Below are 20,480 nucleotides of genomic sequence, written 5' to 3'. Positions count from 1 at the left end.
CGGGGGGACACTCGATTTCAGGCAAAAAAAAACCTGGAAATCCTCACTTTCGTGGGCCTTCCAGACTTTTAAAACTGCTAAAAATGGTGGGTCGTGTGGGATTCGAACCTACGACCAATTGGTTAAAAGCCAACTGCTCTACCAACTGAGCTAACGACCCGCTGTGTGGTGGCGCGTATAATACTGATTTCTAAGGACTATTCAACACCTAATTTGAAATAAATCAAAAATAAGGTGTTGGGTCGCTCACGCCCGCCGCCGCGAAGCCCTCGGCACGCAGGCGGCAGCTGTCGCATTTGCCACAGGCACGGCCCTGATCGTCGGCCTGGTAGCAGGAAACGGTCAGTCCATAGTCCACGCCGAGCTTTACGCCGGCCTTGACGATGTCGGCCTTGCTCAGATTCTGCAAGGGCGCCTGTATGCGGAACCCCTGCCCTTCCACGCCGGCCTTGGTCGCCAGGTTGGCCATGCGCTCGAACGCTTCGACGAACTCCGGACGGCAATCCGGGTAGCCGGAATAATCCACGGCATTGACGCCGATGAAGATGTCACGGGCGCCCAGCACCTCGGCCCAACCCAGGGCAAGAGACAGGAACACCGTGTTGCGGGCCGGTACATACGTCACCGGGATACCTTCGCTCGGCGCCTCGGGCACGTCGATGGAACTGTCGGTCAGCGCCGAACCGCCGATCCCGTTGAGGTTCAGGCCGATCACCTTGTGTTCCACCACGCCCAGGTCGCGGGCAACCCGCTCGGCGGCCTGGAGCTCGGCGCGGTGACGCTGGCCATAATCGAAGCTCATGGTGTAGCAGCGGTAGCCTTCGGCCCGGGCCATGGCCACGACCGTCGCCGAGTCCAGGCCACCGGACAACAGGATGACCGCGCGTTTTTCTGCAATGTTCGTCTGTTCAGTCATCTCAGCGCCCCGGCTCGTCGTTCCAAAGATATTTGTGCAGCTGCAATTGCAGGCGCACCGGCAGGTTATCCGCCACCACCCAATCCGCCAGCTCACGGGCATTCAAGTCATGATGGCTGGGCGACACCAAAACCTCGCCGGCCCGCTCGTCAAGCCGATACTGGATCAACTTGGACACGGCCCAGTCGTAATCTTCCCGCGAGCAAATGACGAACTTGACTTGGTCGTTGGGCGTCAGCAGTTCGATGTTCTCATAACGGTTGCGATGCGCTTCCTTTGAACCTGGGGTTTTCAAGTCCACGACGCGGCTGACACGCGGGTCGACGGCCGAGATATCCAGGGCACCACTGGTCTCCAACGAGACTTCATAGCCGGCATCGCACAGTTGCTTGAGCAAAGGAATGGCATTGGGTTGTGCCAGTGGTTCGCCGCCCGTGACACAGACATAGCGCGGGCGGTAGCCGGCGACTTGCTCAAGGATGTCGTCGAGGGTGCGCAAGGTGCCGCCACTGAAGGCGTAGGCGCTGTCACAGTATTGGCAACGCAACGGACAACCGGTGAGGCGCACAAATACCGTGGGCAGCCCGGCCGTTCGTGTTTCACCCTGTAACGAGTAAAAAACTTCGGTGATTCTCAATGTGTCTTGCATAGTCGCCACGGGCATAACAGCTAAACAGGCTGTCCGCCTCCGTCAGGCACCTCAAGGAACCCCGCCAACGCGTAGATCCCAGGAAGCGTGTTTCAGAAAAAGGGCGTGAATTCTAACGAAAAAACCCGCGACAGGCGCGGGTTTCTTCAATACGGGCTCAAACCGGCTTACATGCGCTGCAGATCGCGCTGGGCCAGTTGGGCGGCGGAGGTGCCCGGGTACTGGGCCACCACTTGCTGCAAGATGCCCTTGACCTTGTCGGTGTGACCGAGGCGGCGCTCTACGTCAGCCAGCTTGTACAGCGAATCCGGCACCTTGGCGTGCTTGGGATACAGCTGGGAGACCTTGGCGAACGCCTGGCCAGCGCCTTGCAGGTCGCCCTTGGCCAGGTTCACTTCGCCCAGCCAGTATTGAGCGTTGCCCGCGTACTGACTGTTGGGGTACTTGCGCAGGAAAGCGGCGAAGGCCTGGCTGGCCTTGTCGAAATCCTTGGCCTTGATCAGGTCGAAGGCGGCATCGTAATAGAGCTTTTCCTTCGCCGGGTCAGCCGGTTCGCCGCTGGCGGCAGGCGCCGGAGCGGCTGACCCCGCGCCTGCGGCAGGTGCTGCACCGGGGGCGTTCAAGTCGCCACCGGTACCAGAATTCTCAGGAGTGGCGGCAGGTGCGACGCCGGTTCCTATGCGCCGATCAAGATCCTGGTATCGCTCCAGGTTTTCCTGCTTCATGCGCGAAATATCATTCTGCAGAACTTCGATCACGCCTTGCTGGCGCGACAGTTGATCCTGCATTTGCTGGAGCTGGTTGAACAGCTCGCCCTGTGCCGAGACAGGGGCCGAAACCCCTCCCCCGGCATAGGCGCCGTTCGTACCGTAACCTGCAGGCGGATTACTGCTCCCGCTATTGCTATAGCCGGCATCGTTATCGACCACAGGAACCGCAGCCCACGCCGCAAGCGGCGCGAGACTGAGAGCCAGAACAGTTACAGCACGACGGCACGTTCGCATGACGAATTACTTACGCAGTTCGACGCGACGGTTTTGAGCCCAGGACTGCTCGTCGTTGCCGGTAGCAACTGGACGCTCTTCGCCGTAGGAAACCAGTTCCAGCTGAGCTGGGGAAACACCTTGCAGTACCAGGTAGCGTTGAACGGCTTTCGCACGACGCTCGCCCAGTGCCATGTTGTACTCACGAGTACCACGTTCGTCGGTGTTGCCTTCCAGAACAACGCGAGCGCCGTTTGCTTTCAGGTCTTTGGCGTGAACGTCCAGAGCGCGCATGGCTTCTGGCTTCAGGTCCGAGCTGTCGTATTCGAAGTAGAAGGTGGTGATTGCGCGCAGAGCAGCTTCTTCGCTCAGGGAGCCATCAACTGCACCAGTGTTAGCGCCGTAACCAGCGTTTGGATCAACAGCGCCTTCACCGGCGTTGTCGCCGCCTTTGGACGAGCAACCTACAGCTACAGCCATGGCCAGAGCCAGCGCAGCAAATTTACCAAACTTCAGCATTTCCATCGTGAAACTCCTAATGAACCCCAGTGTGTTAAGTAAAACGTATTGCGCCGCGTCAGTTCAGGTAAGGGGACCAGGACGGTTCTCTGACTTCGCCTTGTGCGGTAGGAAGCGGGAGCCTCACGCGTCCATTAATGGACACGAGCATCAAGACTCCCCGGCCCTGCTGGCGGGTGGCGTAGATTACCATGGTGCCGTTGGGCGCAACAGTAGGTGACTCGTCCAGAGTGCTATCAGTGAGGATTTTTACGCTACCGCGCTGCAAATCCTGGGCCGCCACCTTGAAATTGGTGAAACCGTCCTGGCGGTGGATCATCACCAGGGTCTTTTCATCAGCCGACAGTTTAGGGTTGGCGTTGTAGTTACCCACGAACGTCACGCGTTCGGCACCGCCGCCGCCAGCACTGGTCTTGTAGATCTGAGGCTTGCCACCGCGGTCGGAGGTGAAGTAGATGGTCGAGCCATCCTTGCCCCAGAACGGTTCGGTGTTGATGCCCGGGCCATTGGTGACGCGGGAGATCGAGCGCGAGGCCAGGTTCATCACGTAGATGTCAGGGTTGCCGTCCTTGGACAGCACGAACGCCAGGCGCGAACCGTCAGGCGACCACGACGGCGCGCCATTGAGGCCTTCGAAGTTGGTGATTTGCTCACGACGACCGGTGTCGATGTGCTGCACGAAGATCCGAGGACGCTTCTGCTCGAACGAAACATAGGCGATGCGCTTGCCATCGGGGGCAAAACGCGGCGACAGGATCGGCTCGCGCGATTGCAGCAGGGTCACCGCGCGGGCGCCGTCATAGTCGGAGCGCTGCAGGGTGTAACGGGTGTTGTTCTCGGAGAAGCGCTCGGCGGTCACGTAGAGCATGCGCGTGGAGAACGCGCCCTTGATGCCGGTGAGTTTCTCGAAGGACTGGTCGGCGATGTAGTGCGCCATGTCGCGCAATTGATCGACGCCGCCCGACACGCTGCCGGTCAGCACTTGCTGCTCGGTGGCGACGTTGAACAGGGCGTACTGCACCTGCAGGCGACCGCCGGCCGGGACAATGCTGCCCACCATGATGTACTGGGCGCCCAGGGCCTTCCAGTCACGGTAGATGACTTCGCTGGCCTGGGTCGGCAGGCTGATCATGTTCTGTTTCGGAATCGGCGCGTAGTAACCCGAGTTGCGCAGGTCATTGCCGATGATCTCCGCCATGTCGTCCGGCAGGACGCTACCGCCCTGCCAGCCGAACGGTACGACGGCGATCGGGGTCGCCCGGTCGCTGCCGCTGGTGACCAGAATGTTCTTTTCCTCTGCTACCGCCATCCCTGCCAGGCAGCAGATAACGACAAGCATTGATCGAAGAATGTTTCTCACAAGGCTAGATCCTCAGGTGTGAATGTCATCTTGAACGAACGATAGGGAGCAAAGTCGCTCGGTTTCATTCCTTGCATTTCCGTCAGTCGTCCAATGTTCTTGACCGCCGCGACCGCCGAAGCGTCGAACGGACCGTCACCGCTGGACTTGGCGACGCTGACCGAGGTAACCGTACCGTCGGGCAACATGCCGATTTGCAATACTACCGTCATGCCTTTGCGCGCCGAAGGTGGACGGGCCCAACCTTCTGCCGCCCGGGCACGAATCAGATCATCGAAACTGCCGGCGACTTCATCGCCCTGCTCGTCGGCCAAGGCCTGCTGGCGCTCCGGCTTGTCGGAAAGCAGGTCTGCCAAGGCTTGGGCCTTCTTGTCTTCGGCAGATTTACGCGCTGCGTCCTGGGCCTTTTTCTTGGCGGCGTCGGCGGCGGCTTTCTTCTTCGCTTCTTCGGCGACCTTTTTCTTCGCCTCTTCAGCTTCGGCTTTCTTCTTGGCGTCTTCGGCCGCTTTCTTCTTCGCGTCCTCGACAATCTTTTTCTTCGCTTCTTCAGCGGCCGCTTTCTTGGCCTCTTCTTCGGCGGCTTTCTTGGCTTCTTCCTCGGCCTTCTTCTTGGCTATATCAGCCAATTGTTTCTCTTCTGCCTTCTTGGCCTCGGCCGCCTTCTTCGCGTCGTCGGCTTTCTTGGCTTCATCAGCCTTTTTCGCCTCGTCAGCTTTCTTCGCCTCATCGGCCTTCTTGGCTTCCTCGGCCTTTTGAGCCGCTTCCTCTTTCTTTTGTTCCGCGGCCTTGATCGCTTCCTGCTCGACCTTTTTCTGCTCCATCTGCTCGACTTCGGTCTGGCGCGCGGCGGATTTCTTCGCCTCGCCCGCAAGCTTCTGGTTGGTCTGGGTGGTGGCCTGGCTTTTGGATTTGAGCTGGTACAACGTCGCCTGCACGATCGGCTTGGCCGGTGGCAGCTCCGGTGTCATGGCAAAACTGACGAACAGCATGCCGAACACCAGCACGTGCAGGCCGACGGCCAGGACAGTGGGCCAGAAGTAGCTTTCCGAGGCGGACGGCTCTCGCTGTTGCTGCATCAGGGGGCCTCGGTGATCAAGCCAACATTACCGACCCCGGCTTTCTGCAGACCGCCCATGGCGCCCATCACGGCACCGTAGTCGACGGTCTTGTCGCCGCGAATGAAGACCTGCGTACGCTTGCCGGCGTCATTGCCGACACGAATGATCTTGGTCACCGCATCGGTCATCTGCGGCAGGGTCATGGCCCGGTCCTGCTGCTTCTCGGTGTCGACTTCGCTGCCAAGGTTCCAGTAGTAGGTCTTGTCAGCCTTGATCGAAATGGTCAGGACCTGGGTGTTGTTGTCCTGCGGCAAGGCTTCGCTGGAAACCTTGGGCAGATCAACCTTCACGCCCTGGTTGAGCATCGGCGCGGTCACCATGAAGATGACCAGCAGCACCAGCATCACGTCGATGTAGGGCACCACGTTCATCTCGGCAACCGGCTTGCGCTTGTTTCGGGCTCGAGCGATTAAAGCCATCGGGAAATACCTGCTTATTCTTCGCTGGTGTGCACTTTGCGGTGCAGGATCGCCTGGAACTCATCGGCGAAGGTGTAGTAACGGCCGATCAGCGTTTCGCTGCGGGCAGCGAAGCGGTTATAGGCAATGACGGCCGGGATGGCCGCGAACAGGCCGATGGCGGTGGCAACCAGGGCCTCGGCGATGCCCGGGGCCACGGTGGCCAGGGTCGCTTGCTGGGCCGATGCCAGGCCACGGAAGGAGTTCATGATCCCCCACACGGTGCCGAACAGACCGATGTACGGGCTGACCGAACCGACGGTGGCGAGGAACGGCAGGCTCTGCTCGAGCTTCTCTTCCTCGCGGGAAATGGCCACGCGCATGGCACGGGCCACGCCTTCCATCACCGCTTCAGGGTCGACGCCCGGCTGCTGGCGCAAGCGGGAGAACTCCTTGAAGCCGGCGCGAAAGATCTGCTCGACGCCCGAGTCCGGGTCCGGGTTGCTGCCCGCCTGGCGGTACAGCTTGGACAGGTCGATGCCCGACCAGAAGCGCTCTTCAAAGCTCTCCAGGGCTCGGCGACCGGCGCGCAGCAGGTTGCTGCGCTGAAAAATCATGATCCATGAGGTCACCGATGCGGCTACCAGGGTCAGCATTACCAGTTGCACCACGACGCTGGCATTGCTGACCAGGCTCCACATGGAGGTATGGTCGACGACGTTAGCTTCCACGCTTTATCTCCTGCTCTGAGTGTGTACCCGCGCCGCTCACGCCGGCAAAGGCCGCACGTAGAGCTTCGGGAATGGCCCGGGGTTTCAAACTATGGGTGCGCACACAGGCCACCAGGAACTGCCCTTCACAGAGCAGCACATTATCCGTAGCCCGCCTGACCTGCTGCTTGAAGCGCAGGCTGACACGGTTCAACTCGATGACATCGGCACTTACCACCAGTTCGTCGTCCAGTCGCGCCGGCGCGTGGTAGCGCGCTTCGCTGGAATGCACGACGAATAACAGGTCCTCCCCTGCCAGCGCGGATTGGGCGAAACCCAGTTCCCGCAGCCGTTCGGTTCGAGCCCGTTCCATAAACTTGAGGTAATTGACGTAGTAAACGATGCCGCCGGCATCGGTGTCCTCGTAATAAACGCGACAGCGATGTGCGAACGACTCCAGCCCGTTTTGCGCGCGCATACTCTAGTGCTTACTCCTCAGGTTGCCAATCGGCCAGGCAACTGTTTTTTCATTCTCGAATGCATTGACGCTCCAGACGTCGTCTGGGACAGCACGAGCCGGAAAAAAGTCAGCCTATCGAGCGCGTTCAATCGTCCACGGCATCGAGGAATTCGTCTACTACCGGCATCTCGCCCATTCGTGTCGGGATGTTTAAGCCAAAGTGCAGGTAGGCATGGCGGGTCACCACGCGCCCGCGTGGGGTGCGCATGATGTAGCCCTGCTGGATCAGGTACGGCTCCAGCACATCTTCGATGGTATGGCGCTCTTCGCTGATGGCGGCGGCCAGGCTGTCGACGCCCACCGGGCCACCGTCGAACTTCTCGATCATGGTCAGGAGCAAGCGCCGGTCCTGATGGTCGAAGCCACGCTCGTCAATGTCCAGCAGGTTCAACGCCAGGTCGGCAATCGGCTTGGTGATGTGGCCCTTGGCACGGACTTCGGCAAAGTCCCGGACCCGCCGCAGCAGTCGATTGGCGATCCGCGGCGTGCCTCGCGCCCGACGGGCGACTTCGTACGCGCCGTCCGGGTCCAGCGGCAATCCGAGGATGCCCGCCGAGCGGCTGACAATCGTCGCTAGGTCGGCATTGCTGTAGAACTCCAGGCGCTGGACGATGCCGAAACGGTCCCGCAGCGGGTTGGTCAGCATGCCGGCCCGGGTGGTCGCCCCCACCAGGGTGAACGGCGGCAAATCCAGCTTGATGGAACGCGCCGCCGGACCTTCGCCGATCATGATGTCGAGCTGGAAATCTTCCATGGCTGGGTACAGCACTTCTTCGACGATCGGCGACAGGCGGTGGATTTCGTCGATGAACAATACGTCATGGGGTTCGAGATTGGTCAGCAACGCCGCCAGGTCGCCCGGCCGCTCGAGAACCGGCCCCGAGGTACTCTTGATCGACACCCCCATTTCCTGGGCAATGATGTTGGCCAGGGTGGTCTTGCCCAGGCCCGGCGGGCCGAAGATCAAGGTGTGGTCCAGCGACTCGCTGCGCCCACGGGCCGCCTGGATGAACAACTCCATCTGCTCGCGCACGGTCGGTTGGCCAATGTAGTCGGCCAGGCTGACGGGGCGAATCGCGCGGTCCTGGATTTCCTCGCGGTCACGGGGCGCACCCGTGGCGGCGATCAGACGGTCAGCTTCAATCACTTAGATCATTCCCTTCAGGGCACGGCGGATCATGTCTTCAGTGCTCAGGTCTTTTTCCTTGATGGCGGAAATCGCCTTGCTGGCTTCCTGCGGCTTGTAACCCAGGGAAATCAGCGCGGTAACCGCATCGTTCTCGGCGCTGACCGCCGGGGCCGGCGCGTCCGGCTGGTTCGGCACCAGGGCGAACATGGCCGGCACCGTTTCCCAGGCCTTGAAGCGGTCCTTGAGTTCCACCAGCAGGCGCTCGGCGGTCTTCTTGCCAACCCCGGGCACCTTGGTCAGGGCCGAGGTGTCCTGGGACTGCACGCAGCGCACCAGTTCATCGACCTCCAGGCTCGACATCAAGGCCAGGGCCAACTTCGGGCCGACGCCATTGAGGCGGATCAACTCACGGAAGAAATCCCGCTCGCGCTTGCCAATGAAGCCATAGAGTAACTGCGCATCCTCGCGCACGACCAAATGGGTGTGCAGTGTCAGCGGCTCGCCGACCGACGGCAGGCGATACAGCGTTGTCATGGGCACTTCCAGCTCATAACCGAGCCCGTTCACATCCAGAATCAGGTGCGGCGGCTGTTTTTCAGCCAGGGTGCCGCGCAAGCGTCCAATCACGTTTCAGATCCTTGGGCGTTGGCCAGCCGTGGGCTGGCGAATAACGGCCCGGCATAAGGGCCGACGACACGGCGCACCCTACCCGGGCTCACGAATGAGTGCGCTGATGCTATCAGAGACGCAGGCGCCCGCCACGACTGCGTGCAGTGCCCAAGCCATGCGGCAGCAGGCTGGAACGGGTATGCGCATGGCAAATGGCGATGGCCAGGGCGTCGGAGGCGTCGATCTGCGGCTTGCTGACCAGCTTCAACAGGTGCATCACCATCATTTGCACCTGTTCCTTGTTCGCCGCGCCCGTTCCGACGACCGCCTGCTTGACCTGGGTGGCGGTGTATTCGGCGATTTCCAGGCTTTCCTCGGCACCGGCAACAATGGCCGCGCCCCGGGCCTGGCCCAGCTTCAGGGCCGAATCGGCGTTACGGGCCATGAACACTTTTTCGATGCCCATGGTGACCGGGCCGTAGGTCTGGATGACTTCCCGCACGCCGCGATAAACAATCTGCAGGCGCTCGTGCAACTCGCCCGCCCCCGTGCGGATACAACCGGAAGCCACGTACACACAGCCACGCCCGGTATCACGAACCACGCCGTAGCCGGTGATGCGTGAACCGGGGTCGATGCCAAGGATTAAAGTCATAACGCCTGCAAAAAATAGTGCGATGGCAAGAAGATACAACTCATCAAAGGCCTGCAGTGATCCCGTGGCGAGGGAGCTTGCTCCCGCTGGGCTGCGTAGCAGACCTTTTTTGGGAGCGCTTCGCACTCCAGCGGGAGCAAGCTCCCTCGCCACAATGGTTTCAAACAAACCTTAAGTGAGCAGCATTAAACCTGTCAGCCCAGTTGCTCTGCCACCGACTCTGGAATGTCAGCATTGGAATAGACATTCTGCACGTCATCCAGGTCTTCGAGCATGTCGATCAGCTTGAGCACTTTCTCGGCGCCGTCCAGGTCCAGCTCGGCGCTGGTGGTCGGCTGCATGACGATTTCCGCGTCGGCCGGCTTGAACCCGGCCGCTTCGAGGGCATTGCGCACGGCATAGAAGCTGGCGAACGAAGTGAACACGTCGAACGAGCCGTCTTCATGGCTGACCACGTCGTCGGCGTCGGCTTCCAGGGCGGCTTCGGTCAAGGCATCTTCATCCAGGCCCGGCGCGAAGCTGATCTGCCCCTTGCGCTCGAACAGGTATGCCACCGAACCGTCGGTGCCGAGGTTGCCGCCGCATTTGCTGAACGCGTGACGCACGGCGGCAGCGGTACGGTTGCGGTTGTCGGTCATGCATTCGACCATCACCGCCACGCCGCCCGGGCCATAACCTTCGTAGGTCAGTTCTTCAACATTGTCGGCCTCGGTCGCACCCGCGCCACGGGCGATGGCCCGGTCGATGATGTCGCGGCTCATGTTGGCACCCAGTGCCTTGTCCAGGGCCAGGCGCAGGCGCGGGTTGGAACCCGGATCACCGCCACCCTGGCGGGCCGCGACCGTCAGCTCACGGATCCACTTGGTGAAGATCTTGCCCCTCTTGGCATCCTGACGTTCTTTGCGGTGCTTGATGTTCGCCCACTTGGAATGACCTGCCATAACTCGCTCCGGTTTTTCTTGAAACGTTGCCCGCCCTGCACCGATGCAGCGGCAGGCAAGCAGAAATATCGACACCAACGAAAAGGCGCATCCGAAGATGCGCCTTCAGGTGTCAGCCTTACTCAGCCTTGGGCTGTTCACGCAGACGGATGTGCAGCTCGCGCAGCGCCTTGGCATCCACCACACCCGGAGCCTGGGTCATGACATCGGCCGCGCTCTGGGTTTTCGGGAAAGCGATCACTTCACGGATCGACTGGGCGCCGGTCATCAGCATCACCAGGCGATCCAGGCCGAAGGCCAGGCCACCGTGAGGCGGTGCGCCGAACTTCAGGGCGTCGAGCAGGAAGCCGAACTTCTCTTCCTGTTCCGCTTCGTCGATGCCCAGCAGGCGGAACACCGCCTGTTGCATTTCCTTGCGGTGGATACGGATCGAACCGCCACCCAGCTCGGTGCCGTTCAGGACCATGTCGTAGGCACGCGACAGTGCGGTAGCCGGGTTGGCCTCCAACTCCTGCGGGGTGCATTTCGGCGCGGTGAACGGGTGATGCAGCGCGGTGAAGCTGCCATCTTCGTTTTCTTCGAACATCGGGAAGTCAACGACCCACAGCGGCGCCCATTCGCTGGTCAGCAGCTCGAGATCGTGACCGACCTTGATGCGCAATGCGCCCAGGGCTTCGCTGACGATCTTGGCCTTGTCGGCGCCGAAGAACACGATGTCGCCATCGACCGCGCCAACGCGATCGAGGATCACGTTCAGGTTGGCCTCAGGGATGTTCTTGACGATCGGCGATTGCAGGCCTTCGACGCCCTTGGCGCGCTCGTTGACCTTGATGTACGCCAGGCCCTTGGCACCGTAGATGCCGACGAACTTGGTGTAGTCGTCGATCTTGCTGCGCGGCATGCTCGCTGCGCCTGGCACGCGCAGGGCGGCAACGCGGCACTTCGGATCGTTGGCCGGACCGCTGAAGACCTTGAATTCGACGTCCTTGAGCTGGTCGGCCACGTCCACCAGTTCCAGCGGGATACGCAGGTCCGGCTTGTCGGAACCGTAGCGGCGCATGGCCTCGTCCCAGGTCATGTGCGGGAAGTCGCCGAATTCCAGACCCAGCACTTCCTTGAACAGGTTGCGGATCATGCCTTCGGTCAGGCCCATGATGTCTTTTTCGTCGAGGAAGCTGGTCTCGATGTCGATCTGAGTGAACTCAGGCTGACGGTCGGCACGCAGGTCTTCGTCGCGGAAGCACTTGGCGATCTGGTAGTAGCGGTCGAAGCCGGCCACCATCAGCAGTTGCTTGAACAACTGCGGCGATTGCGGCAGGGCAAAGAAGCTGCCGGGGTGGGTGCGGCTCGGCACCAGGTAGTCGCGGGCGCCTTCCGGCGTGGCGCGGGTCAGGATAGGCGTCTCGACGTCGAGGAAACCGTTCTCGTCCAGGTAGCGACGAATGCTGGTGGTCATGCGCGAACGCAGGCGCAGCTTCTCGGCCATTTCCGGACGGCGCAGGTCGATGAAGCGATAGCGCAGGCGGGTTTCTTCGCCCACGTCGGAAAATTCGTTGAGCGGGAACGGTGGGGTTTCCGCTTCGTTGAGCACTTCCAGCTCGTGGCCCAGCACTTCGATCATGCCGGACGCCATGTTGGCGTTGCCAGCACCGGCCGGACGCAGGCGCACCTTGCCGGTGATCTTGACCACGTATTCGCTGCGCACGCGGTCGGCGGTGGCGAAGGTTTCAGCGCGGTCCGGATCGAACACCACCTGGGCCAGGCCTTCACGATCACGGATATCGAGGAAAATCACCCCGCCATGGTCACGGCGACGGTGAACCCATCCGCAAAGAGTAACTTCCTGACCTTCCAGGCTTTCGTTCAGTTGGCCGCAATAATGGCTGCGCATCATGGTAGTGGTTTCACTTCTCGTAATTCGACATTCGGTTGGAGGCCCTGCCCGTGCAAGAACTCGCGCGTATTCAACTCAGTCTGCTTTGTCGCCACCGGCCAGGTTCTTCTTGGCGCCGGTCTTGAAGTCGGTTTCATACCAGCCCGTGCCGCCGAGGCGGAAACCAGGCATGGACAGCATCTTTTTCAGTTCTGGCGCCTGGCAGGCAGGGCAGTCGACCAGCGGTGCCTCGCTGATCTTTTGAATGACTTCCATCTGATGACCACAGGAAGCACATTGATAGTCGTACATCGGCATGGGGTTGTCTCGGCGATCAGGTTACTCGCGCAAAGGCGGGCTTTGCGGCAAAGGGCGAGATTATATCCATTAAATGCAGCCTGTGCAGCCGTAAGACCGCACAGGCCGCTCCCGGCCCGTTTCAAGCACTGGCCTGGGTCTTAGTGACGTCCTACGACCTCCAGCCCGGTTTCCTTCAGACTGTGCACCACGCAGACCACGCGCACCAGGCCACTGAAATTACGCACGCCGCCATGGCGCAAGTGCACCTCCCGATCCACATGGGACAGCAAGGTGCTGATGGAACAGCGGTTGAGCCGGGCCATGTCGGCGAGGATATCCCAATAGACCTGCTCCAGGCGCAGGCACGTGGCAAAGCCATTCAGGCGGATGGACCGGGCCCAGGGCCGAGCCAGTTGCATGTCGAAGCCCCTGACGAACGGATCGACGTGGATGGGCTGACAACGCCCCCGTGCGCCCTCGCCGGGTTCTTTTCCTTGAATCATACCGTTGACACTCCTTTGCCAGACGAACCTCTCAGGTGGAACACCCACCTGTGGCGCTTATTGGAAGCTCAACGGCATCGGCAGATCCAGATGACTTTATGGCCATCGACGTAGGACAAGCCGACAGCCGGCAGGCGACGAATTACGCCGTCCTACCCGCTGCCTACAAATCCCGGCGCCCTGCTCCCGGAGAGCAAGGGCTCGGCAGCCCTGCCAGGCTTATTTATCTTCCAGCAGCGAGCGCAGCATCCACGCGGTCTTTTCATGAACCTGCATGCGCTGGGTCAGCAGATCGGCGGTGGGCTCGTCGCTGACCTTGTCCAGCAGGGGAAAGATGCCACGGGCGGTACGCGTCACCGCTTCCTGCCCTTCCACCAGTTGCCGGATCATATCCTCGGCACCGGGCACGCCCTCTTCTTCCTTGATGGAAGACAAGCGCGCGTACACCGAGTAGGCACCCGGCGCCGGGAAACCGAGAGCACGGATGCGCTCGGCGATCAGGTCCACCGCCAGCGCCAGTTCGTTGTATTGCTCCTCGAACATAAGGTGCAGGGTGCGAAACATCGGCCCGGTGACGTTCCAGTGGAAATTGTGGGTCTTGAGGTAGAGCACATAAGTGTCCGAGAGCAGGCGCGAAAGCCCGTCGACGATGGACTTGCGGTCTTCTTCACTGATACCGATATCAATGGCCATGTTAATTGATCTCCTGACGGTGATGAATGAGACAGCGGCCCCTCCACTGTAGTGGTTTTTGCCGCCGGCAGCCTGCGACAGATCGCCGGCCCTCCTGAACCGACAAGCCGGGACGCCGGGCGGTTCCGACACACGGCCCGATTCAACGGCGCTCGCCTGGCCCCTGCAAGCGTCCACCGGGTGGCTGGCCGACGAACAGCGCGGTATGGGTCCGCGGCGCGTTTGAGAAGGCCAAGGCTTTACTGTTAAATAGGCAGTGTGTCGCTACGCCTTTTTTCCAGGGCGTGGCGCATAGGCTGGTTCGAATACGTGTCCAACGCCTCTCCTTTTTTCCGAAGCGAACCGTCCTCGACCCGCTCTTCCTTGTGATCTGTCTTAACCGTGAGCCAATTAAAATGTTGAAAATCGTCCACTTGCTAATGGGCGCAGCTGCCTTGCTGCTGTCCTTCATCCCTAGCCTGGGTTCCGAAGCCACACCTTACCTGCAACATCCCGATGCACTGTACCTGGCCTTTTTCGGCCTGCTCAACCTGACCCTCGCGCCCGTCATTCCTTACTGGAACAAAGGCCCCCGTCATCAACTGCAAAACCTCGTCAGCGTCCTGCTGGTATTGGCCGTCGCCCTGCAAACCCTGGCGTTGCTGGCCCCCATGCCGGAAATCGCCGGCCAACCGGCCATTGCGTTCAGCCTCGGCTGCGCGTTGCTGGCCGTGGCCGTGCACCTGGGCGTCAGCTTCTACAAGAAGTCGTCGCCCGCTGCTGCCACGCAGAACTACGACATGTCCAACCGCGATACCGGCACCGTGAAGTGGTTCAACACTTCCAAAGGCTTCGGCTTCATCTCCCGCGATTCCGGCGATGACATTTTCGTGCACTTCCGGGCCATCCGTGGCGAAGGCCATCGCGTCCTGGTGGAAGGCCAGCGCGTAGAGTTTTCCGTGATGAATCGTGACAAGGGCCTGCAGGCCGAAGACGTGATCGCCGCGCTGCCGCGCCGCTGATCCTGCTGTAAAAAAACCGCGATGCAGCCTGGCTGCTCGCGGTTTTTTTGGGCCTGGCAATCAGTGCCGGTCAGTAATGGGGAGGCGGAGCCTCTTCTTCGAAGGATTCGAACTGCCCAGCCATTTCTTCCTGGCGCTTGAGCAACGCCGCCATCTGCAACTGCAGCCGCTCGACCACGCGTTGCTGCTCCACCAACACATCATTCAATGCCTGGATGGTGTCATCCTGAAACGCCAGACGGCTTTCCAGATCGGTTACACGGTCTTCAAGGTTCATGGTTTCAGCCCTCCAGAAACTTGAAATCATCGGTCAATGCCACGCGCAAGCGTTCGCGAATGGCCTTCACCTGCGCGTCATTATAAGGCTGTGCCGGATGTTTGCCCCAGACCGGTGCCGGCCACGCGGCATCATCACGCTTGCGCACGATGACATGCATGTGCAATTGACTGACAACGTTGCCCAGCGTCGCGACATTCAGCTTATCGGCGTCGAAAGAGTCCTTGAGCGTTTCGGCCAGGGCCGTGGTTTCTTTCCACAGTTGCTGCTGGTCCATGTCATCCAATTGAAACAATTCGCTGATACTTTCCCGCCGCGGTACGAGTATGAACCACGGATAGTTGGAATCATTGGACAAGAGCAACCGACACAGCGGGAAATCGCCGATCGGCAATGTGTCTTGTTGCAGTCGTGGATCTAAGGCAAACACCGCGCGCACTCCTGATGGTTGATCGGTTCGGTTTCCGGGCACAGGCCGCGCCGGACACAGACCGGCAGCATACCTGCGAATGCCGAAGGGTTCACGGGGCACTCGTTCGACACGCCTGCATCGCCTTTTTGTTCACCGCTCTTTCAAGAACCGGTATGAACGAGGGCGGGCGGTGCACCAACACGGCGCAGGGGCCAGGGTGCAGTCCGACAGCAGCGTCCCAGGGCCTGGCAAATGCACCGGGGCTGTCAGATTTTCGTACAGCTTGAAAATTTTTTGCACCAAAACAGCACAGTGGGTCTACGCTCAGTGCACGAAGCATCCGGGATTTACTCACTCGATGGGGTGAACCGGTAACGTTTTTGGTTGTCGCGCACCGCGTTACGAGGTTCAACACCAGAGCCGCGCAGTCGTCAACCCTATTTAAAACAAGGCCTTTGGAGCCCGGTTTCATGAGGTTTCACTGCGTCAATCGGCAGAATGTGAAAAAAATGTAAACGAAATTCGGGTTTGTGCATGCTTGTTGCATTCATCCGCACATCGTCCAAGGGCTTCGCCGGAAGCGAAAACCCGCAGACCTATAAATTAAAGTGGCAAGGCTGCCCTCAGGAGCTTCAAGCGCGGTAATGACGGACTCTTTACGCCAATGCCGGAGAGAAAAAACAACCTTAGAAGTTGTGAATCCGATTGCGTTGGTTCAGCCGAAATACGACATGGATCGAGCCATTGGCGACACGGTCGTAAAGAAGCTGAAAGGTTGTATGGGCAAGTATCGCCAATAGGGTCGGCGTGATATAAGTTTGCGCCGACACAAAAAGAAAGAGCCGCCCAGATAATAAAACAGGTGGGACGGCAGTACTCTTCTAAAACCAAAGGAGCAAATCACGATGCGCGTGATGAAGTGGAGCATGATCGCACTGGCCGTTGCTGCAGCAGCCAGTACTCAAATGGCTACGGCCGCACCTTTCGTAAGTGACCAAGCTGAAGCCAAGGGCTTTGTCGAAGACGCCAAGTTCGACTTGCTGCTGCGCAACTATTACTTCAACCGTGACCGCAAAAACGGTTCAAACGACCAGAAAGACTGGACTCAGGGTTTCTGGGGCAACTTCAGCTCCGGTTACACCCAAGGCACGGTAGGGGTCGGTGTTGATGCATTCGGTTATCTGGGCATCAAACTGGACGGCGGCGACGGCACGGCAGGTTCGGGCAACATGAGCCGCAACTCCCAAGGCCACAACGAAGACGACTTTGGTAAGGCCGGTGCAGCCGTCAAGCTGCGTATCTCCAAAACCGAACTGAAATTCGGTCAAATGCAGCCTAGCACCTCCCCAGTGTTCGCTGTCGGCGGTTCCCGCCTGTTGCCTCAAACCGCTACCGGTTTCCAACTGCAAAGCAGCGAAATCAAGAACCTGGATCTGGAAGCAGGTCACTTCTACTCGGCCTCCAGCCAGGACGAGATGAACAGTGACGGTGAGCTGCACGCTACATACGCATCCGGCGACAGCATTGCCGTTACCGGCAAGACCATGGATTACGTTGGTGGCAAATACGGCATCTCCGACGATCTGAGCGTTTCGCTCTACGGCTCCAAATTCGAAGATATTTGGGACCAGTACTACGCCAACGTGAACTACACCATCCCTATGGGTAACGACCAGTCGCTCAATCTGGATGGTAACATCTACCGCACCGTCGATACCGGTAGCGCCAGAGCGGGTGATATCAGCAACACCACGTTCTCGCTGGCAGCTGCGTATTCGTTCCTGAAAGCGCACACCGTTACCGTGGCCTTCCAGAAAGTGGACGGCGACACTCCATTCGACTACGTCGGTGTGGGTGACAACAACCGTGGCGGCGACTCGATCTTCCTCGCCAACTCCATCCAGTACTCTGACTTCAACGCCCCTAACGAGAAGTCTGCTCAGGTTCGTTACGACCTGAAGATGGCTGAGTACGGCGTACCAGGCCTGAGCTTCATGGCCCGTTACGTTAAAGGCTGGGATATCGACGGTACCAAGATGGATGCCTCCAGCCCATACAACCAATACGGCTATGGTGAAGATGGCAAGCATCACGAAACCAACGTCGAAGCCAAGTACGTGGTTCAGAGCGGCCCTGCCAAGGACCTGTCGTTCCGCGTTCGTCAAGCATGGCACCGCGCCAACACCGACCAGGCTGAGGGCGATATCAACGAGTTCCGCCTGATCGTCGACTACCCGATCTCGGTTCTGTAATTGCCGAAAGTTAGTTCGCGGTAATCAAAAAAAGGCCCATCTTCGGATGGGCCTTTTTCATTGCTGGCTATTCATGAATAGTCTGACCAACAGGTCAAACAGACTCCTGAACCACCCGAATCACACGTTGTGGGAACGGAATATCGATCCCCGCATCCTTCAACCGGTCCCGAGCCTGTTCATTCAACATGAACATCACGCTCCAGTAATCGGCCGTCTTCACCCAGATCCGCAACGACACTGTGATCGAACTGTCACCCAAGGTGGAAATCACTGCTTCAGGCGCCGGATCAGCCAACACGCGCTCATCCTTCGCCAGGTCCAGCAACACCTGCCGGGCCTTCTGCAGATCCGCCTGGTAATCCACACCCACGTCGAATACCACTTTGCGGGTCGGCTGGCGGTTGGTGTTGGTGATGATGCCGTTCGACAGGTTGCCGTTGGGCACGATGACCGTCTTGTTGTCGCCGGTGCGCAGTACGGTGTGGAAGATCTGGATCGCATCGACCGTACCGGCAACGCCCTGGGCCTCGATCCAGTCACCGATGCGGAACGGGCGGAACAGCAGGATCAGCACGCCACCGGCGAAATTCGCCAGGCTGCCCTGCAATGCCAGGCCAATCGCCAGGCCGGCCGCACCGATGGCCGCGACGAACGAGGTGGTTTCCACGCCGATCATCGACGCCACGCTGACGATCAGCAGCACTTTCAGAATGATGTTCGCCAGGGTGCTGATAAACCCTTGCAGCGCCAGGTCCGCGTTGCGCAGGGCCAACAGCGCGCCCAGTTTCTGCGTGACCTTGTTGATCAGCCACCAGCCGATGGCCAGGGTGATGATCGCCAGCAGCACCCGGCTGCCGTACTCCATGATCATCGGGATCCAGGCCTGGGAAGCCTTGACCAGGTGGTCCACTTCAGCGTTCAAGTCCATCGTTGTCTCCTTTTCCTGTTACACGCGGCATTGTGGTGAGGGAGGATGCTCGCGCTTGGGTGCGTAGCGCTCACCGATAAGGGGCTGCTAAGCAGCCAGCGGGAGCGAGCGCCCTCGCCACAGGGTCTCCAAGCGACTGAAATATCAGTCGCGGAAGTTGTTGAATTGCAACGGCATGCCGAACTCCTTGCCGCGCAGTGCCGCAATGGCCTCTTGCAAGTCGTCACGTTTCTTGCCGGTCACCCGCACCTGCTCGCCCTGGATGGCGGCCTGCACCTTGAGCTTGGCGTCCTTGATGTGGGCAACGATCTTCTTCGCCAGTTCCTTGTCGATGCCTTCCTTGAGCACGGCTTCCTGCTTCATCAGCTTGCCCGAGGCGAAAGCGTCCTTGACCTCGAGGCACTGTACGTCGATCTTGCGCTTGACCAGCGCGAGCTTGAGGATCTCGATCATCGCCTCGAGCTGGAAATCGGCTTCGGCGGTCAGGTTGACGGTCAGGTCCTTTTCCTTGAACTCGAAACTGCCCTTGCCCTTGAGGTCATAGCGACGGTCGAGTTCCTTGACGGCGTTTTCAACGGCGTTGGTGACTTCGTGTTTGTCCAGTTCGGATACCACGTCGAATGACGGCATGTAGTGTTCTCCAATAAAAAGGCGCGCCGGTAACAAAGGCGCGCGCTTGGCTTGTGGTTAAAATCGGGCTCATTATAACGGGTCTTTCCCCACTGACACTGCGAGCTCCCGGATGCCTGCGCCAAACCGAGTAAAAAACTGATGCCCACCACCTGGCATGTCCTGGGGGCCGGCAGCCTCGGCACGTTGTGGGCCGCGCGCCTGGCCCGGGCCGGCCTGCCGGTGAGGCTGGTACTGCGCAATGCAGACCGCCTGCAAGCCTATCAAGCCGCCGGCGGGCTGACGCTGGTGGAACAGGGCCAGGCGCAGTGTTACCCGGTCCCCGGCGAAACGGCAGACCACCACGAGCCGATCAAGCGCCTGTTGCTGGCCTGCAAGGCTTATGACGCCGAGGCCGCCGTCAGCTCGGTGGCCCACCGCCTGGATGCCGACTCGGAACTGATCCTGCTGCAGAACGGCCTCGGCAGCCAGGACGCAGTGGCCAACCGCGTGCCCCTGGCCCGTTGCATCAGTGCCTCCAGTACCGAAGGGGCGTTTCGCGACGGTGACTGGCGCGTGGTGTTCGCCGGCCATGGCTACACCTGGCTCGGCGATCCGGCGCACCCGGTGGCCCCGTTCTGGCTGGACGACCTGGTGGCCGCAGGCATTCCCCACGAATGGAGCGCCGATATCCTCACCCGCCTCTGGCGCAAACTGGCGCTCAACTGTGCGATCAATCCACTGACGGTGCTGCACCACTGCAAGAACGGCGGCTTGCAAAGCCACCACTGCGAAGTCGCCACCCTGTGCGCGGAACTCACCGATCTGCTCGAACACTGCGGCCAGCCCGCCGCCGCCGAAGACCTGCAACCGGAGGTCGAGCGGGTGATCCAGGCCACCGCTGCCAACTACTCCTCGATGTACCAGGATGTCAGTAACCGGCGCCGCACCGAGATCAGCTACCTGCTCGGCCACGCCTGCAAGGTGGCCCAGCGGCACCGGTTGGCGGTACCGCACCTGGAACAACTGCGCCAGCGACTGATTGTCCACTTGGACAACCTCGGATTGCCCAGCGACTGAGCAGCGGCTACGCTGGCCCTCGTGTTCCTTTTTAGCGACCAG

General features: G+C 60.1%; 24 protein-coding genes and 1 tRNA gene. 3 read left to right on the top strand and 22 right to left on the bottom strand.

Features of this window, described 5'->3' with window-relative positions; all coding sequences use genetic code 11:
* Positions 1-84: 84 nt before the first annotated feature.
* The 18 genes from AD664_RS08315 to AD664_RS08230 form a co-directional block, all read right to left on the bottom strand.
* A tRNA-Lys gene (locus AD664_RS08315) sits at positions 85-160 on the bottom strand.
* Between the two features lie 63 nt (positions 161-223).
* Entirely contained in the window at positions 224-898 is a 675-nt protein-coding gene (queC, locus tag AD664_RS08310; RefSeq protein ID WP_172679707.1) for a 7-cyano-7-deazaguanine synthase QueC, read from the bottom strand.
* Between the two features lie 19 nt (positions 899-917).
* Positions 918-1,565, bottom strand: coding sequence for a 7-carboxy-7-deazaguanine synthase QueE (queE, locus tag AD664_RS08305; protein ID WP_053145854.1), 648 nt, complete (start codon positions 1,563-1,565; stop codon positions 918-920).
* 167 nt (positions 1,566-1,732) lie between these two features.
* Entirely contained in the window at positions 1,733-2,569 is an 837-nt protein-coding gene (gene ybgF / locus AD664_RS08300) for a tol-pal system protein YbgF (protein WP_053145819.1), read from the bottom strand.
* A gap of 6 nt (positions 2,570-2,575) precedes the next feature.
* On the bottom strand, positions 2,576-3,073 hold the full coding sequence (gene pal / locus AD664_RS08295) for a peptidoglycan-associated lipoprotein Pal (protein ID WP_003178634.1): 498 nt from the start codon (positions 3,071-3,073) through the stop codon (positions 2,576-2,578).
* 52 nt (positions 3,074-3,125) lie between these two features.
* Positions 3,126-4,376 carry a Tol-Pal system beta propeller repeat protein TolB gene (gene tolB / locus AD664_RS08290; protein ID WP_042728761.1) on the bottom strand — a complete coding sequence of 417 codons (1,251 nt, stop codon included), beginning with the start codon at positions 4,374-4,376 and terminating at the stop codon, positions 3,126-3,128.
* Between the two features lie 47 nt (positions 4,377-4,423).
* Entirely contained in the window at positions 4,424-5,503 is a 1,080-nt protein-coding gene (gene tolA, locus AD664_RS08285; protein WP_042728760.1) for a cell envelope integrity protein TolA, read from the bottom strand.
* Positions 5,503-5,955: a protein TolR gene (gene tolR, locus AD664_RS08280; RefSeq protein WP_161796096.1), complete on the bottom strand. Its 453-nt coding sequence runs from the start codon at positions 5,953-5,955 to the stop codon at positions 5,503-5,505. Before tolR ends, tolA begins: the two co-directional genes overlap by 1 nt.
* A 23-nt stretch (positions 5,956-5,978) precedes the next feature.
* Positions 5,979-6,674, bottom strand: a complete 696-nt coding sequence (tolQ, locus tag AD664_RS08275; protein ID WP_042728759.1) for a protein TolQ — start codon at positions 6,672-6,674, stop codon at positions 5,979-5,981.
* The gene (gene ybgC / locus AD664_RS08270) at positions 6,664-7,131 is read right to left on the bottom strand and encodes a tol-pal system-associated acyl-CoA thioesterase (RefSeq protein WP_003205037.1); all 468 of its coding nucleotides are present in this window, start codon (positions 7,129-7,131) and stop codon (positions 6,664-6,666) included. The genes tolQ and ybgC overlap by 11 nt, the downstream gene beginning before the upstream one ends.
* 127 nt (positions 7,132-7,258) lie before the next feature.
* A complete protein-coding gene (gene ruvB, locus AD664_RS08265) occupies positions 7,259-8,320 on the bottom strand; it encodes a Holliday junction branch migration DNA helicase RuvB (RefSeq protein WP_042728758.1) in 1,062 nt (353 codons plus the stop codon).
* Positions 8,321-8,929, bottom strand: coding sequence for a Holliday junction branch migration protein RuvA (gene ruvA / locus AD664_RS08260; protein WP_053145817.1), 609 nt, complete (start codon positions 8,927-8,929; stop codon positions 8,321-8,323). It abuts the gene before it with no gap.
* A 112-nt stretch (positions 8,930-9,041) separates the two neighbouring features.
* A complete protein-coding gene (gene ruvC, locus AD664_RS08255; RefSeq protein ID WP_024776477.1) occupies positions 9,042-9,566 on the bottom strand; it encodes a crossover junction endodeoxyribonuclease RuvC in 525 nt (174 codons plus the stop codon).
* Positions 9,567-9,760: 194 nt separating this feature from the next.
* Complete coding sequence (locus tag AD664_RS08250; RefSeq protein WP_014339920.1) at positions 9,761-10,507, bottom strand: YebC/PmpR family DNA-binding transcriptional regulator; 747 nt, start codon at positions 10,505-10,507, stop codon at positions 9,761-9,763.
* Between the two features lie 118 nt (positions 10,508-10,625).
* Positions 10,626-12,401, bottom strand: a complete 1,776-nt coding sequence (gene aspS / locus AD664_RS08245; protein ID WP_042728756.1) for an aspartate--tRNA ligase — start codon at positions 12,399-12,401, stop codon at positions 10,626-10,628.
* 75 nt (positions 12,402-12,476) lie between these two features.
* Positions 12,477-12,698 (bottom strand): FmdB family zinc ribbon protein, encoded by a 222-nt coding sequence (locus AD664_RS08240; protein ID WP_042728755.1) that lies wholly within the window; start codon positions 12,696-12,698, stop codon positions 12,477-12,479.
* A 140-nt stretch (positions 12,699-12,838) separates the two neighbouring features.
* Positions 12,839-13,183 (bottom strand): ribbon-helix-helix domain-containing protein, encoded by a 345-nt coding sequence (locus tag AD664_RS08235; protein WP_042728754.1) that lies wholly within the window; start codon positions 13,181-13,183, stop codon positions 12,839-12,841.
* A 219-nt stretch (positions 13,184-13,402) separates the two neighbouring features.
* A complete protein-coding gene (locus AD664_RS08230) occupies positions 13,403-13,876 on the bottom strand; it encodes a Dps family protein (protein WP_030140806.1) in 474 nt (157 codons plus the stop codon).
* 395 nt (positions 13,877-14,271) lie between these two features.
* Between AD664_RS08230 and AD664_RS28025 the strand changes: the two genes are divergently transcribed.
* Entirely contained in the window at positions 14,272-14,877 is a 606-nt protein-coding gene (locus AD664_RS28025; protein WP_053145815.1) for a cold-shock protein, read from the top strand.
* A 70-nt stretch (positions 14,878-14,947) separates the two neighbouring features.
* On the opposite strand, the gene AD664_RS08220 is transcribed toward AD664_RS28025, so the two are convergent.
* Together AD664_RS08220 and AD664_RS08215 are read right to left on the bottom strand one after the other, a co-directional pair.
* Positions 14,948-15,154, bottom strand: a complete 207-nt coding sequence (locus AD664_RS08220) for a SlyX family protein (protein WP_042728752.1) — start codon at positions 15,152-15,154, stop codon at positions 14,948-14,950.
* Positions 15,155-15,158: 4 nt separating this feature from the next.
* Positions 15,159-15,584: an HIT domain-containing protein gene (locus AD664_RS08215; RefSeq protein WP_053145813.1), complete on the bottom strand. Its 426-nt coding sequence runs from the start codon at positions 15,582-15,584 to the stop codon at positions 15,159-15,161.
* A gap of 887 nt (positions 15,585-16,471) precedes the next feature.
* On the opposite strand from AD664_RS08215, the gene AD664_RS08210 reads away from it, so the two are divergent.
* Positions 16,472-17,818, top strand: coding sequence for an OprD family porin (locus tag AD664_RS08210; protein ID WP_047736650.1), 1,347 nt, complete (start codon positions 16,472-16,474; stop codon positions 17,816-17,818).
* A 94-nt stretch (positions 17,819-17,912) separates the two neighbouring features.
* On the opposite strand, the gene AD664_RS08205 is transcribed toward AD664_RS08210, so the two are convergent.
* On the bottom strand, positions 17,913-18,749 hold the full coding sequence (locus tag AD664_RS08205) for a mechanosensitive ion channel family protein (RefSeq protein WP_042728749.1): 837 nt from the start codon (positions 18,747-18,749) through the stop codon (positions 17,913-17,915).
* A 144-nt stretch (positions 18,750-18,893) separates the two neighbouring features.
* Positions 18,894-19,379, bottom strand: a complete 486-nt coding sequence (locus tag AD664_RS08200) for a YajQ family cyclic di-GMP-binding protein (RefSeq protein WP_042728748.1) — start codon at positions 19,377-19,379, stop codon at positions 18,894-18,896.
* 141 nt (positions 19,380-19,520) lie between these two features.
* On the opposite strand from AD664_RS08200, the gene AD664_RS08195 reads away from it, so the two are divergent.
* On the top strand, positions 19,521-20,438 hold the full coding sequence (locus AD664_RS08195) for a putative 2-dehydropantoate 2-reductase (RefSeq protein ID WP_053145811.1): 918 nt from the start codon (positions 19,521-19,523) through the stop codon (positions 20,436-20,438).
* Positions 20,439-20,480 lie beyond the last annotated feature (42 nt).

Source organism: Pseudomonas sp. P97.38 (genome assembly GCF_001269745.1).
Taxonomy (GTDB): domain Bacteria; phylum Pseudomonadota; class Gammaproteobacteria; order Pseudomonadales; family Pseudomonadaceae; genus Aquipseudomonas; species Aquipseudomonas chlororaphis_E.
The sequence above is the reverse complement of the archived record's forward strand: the minus strand, read 5'-3'. Positions and strand labels throughout refer to the sequence as shown.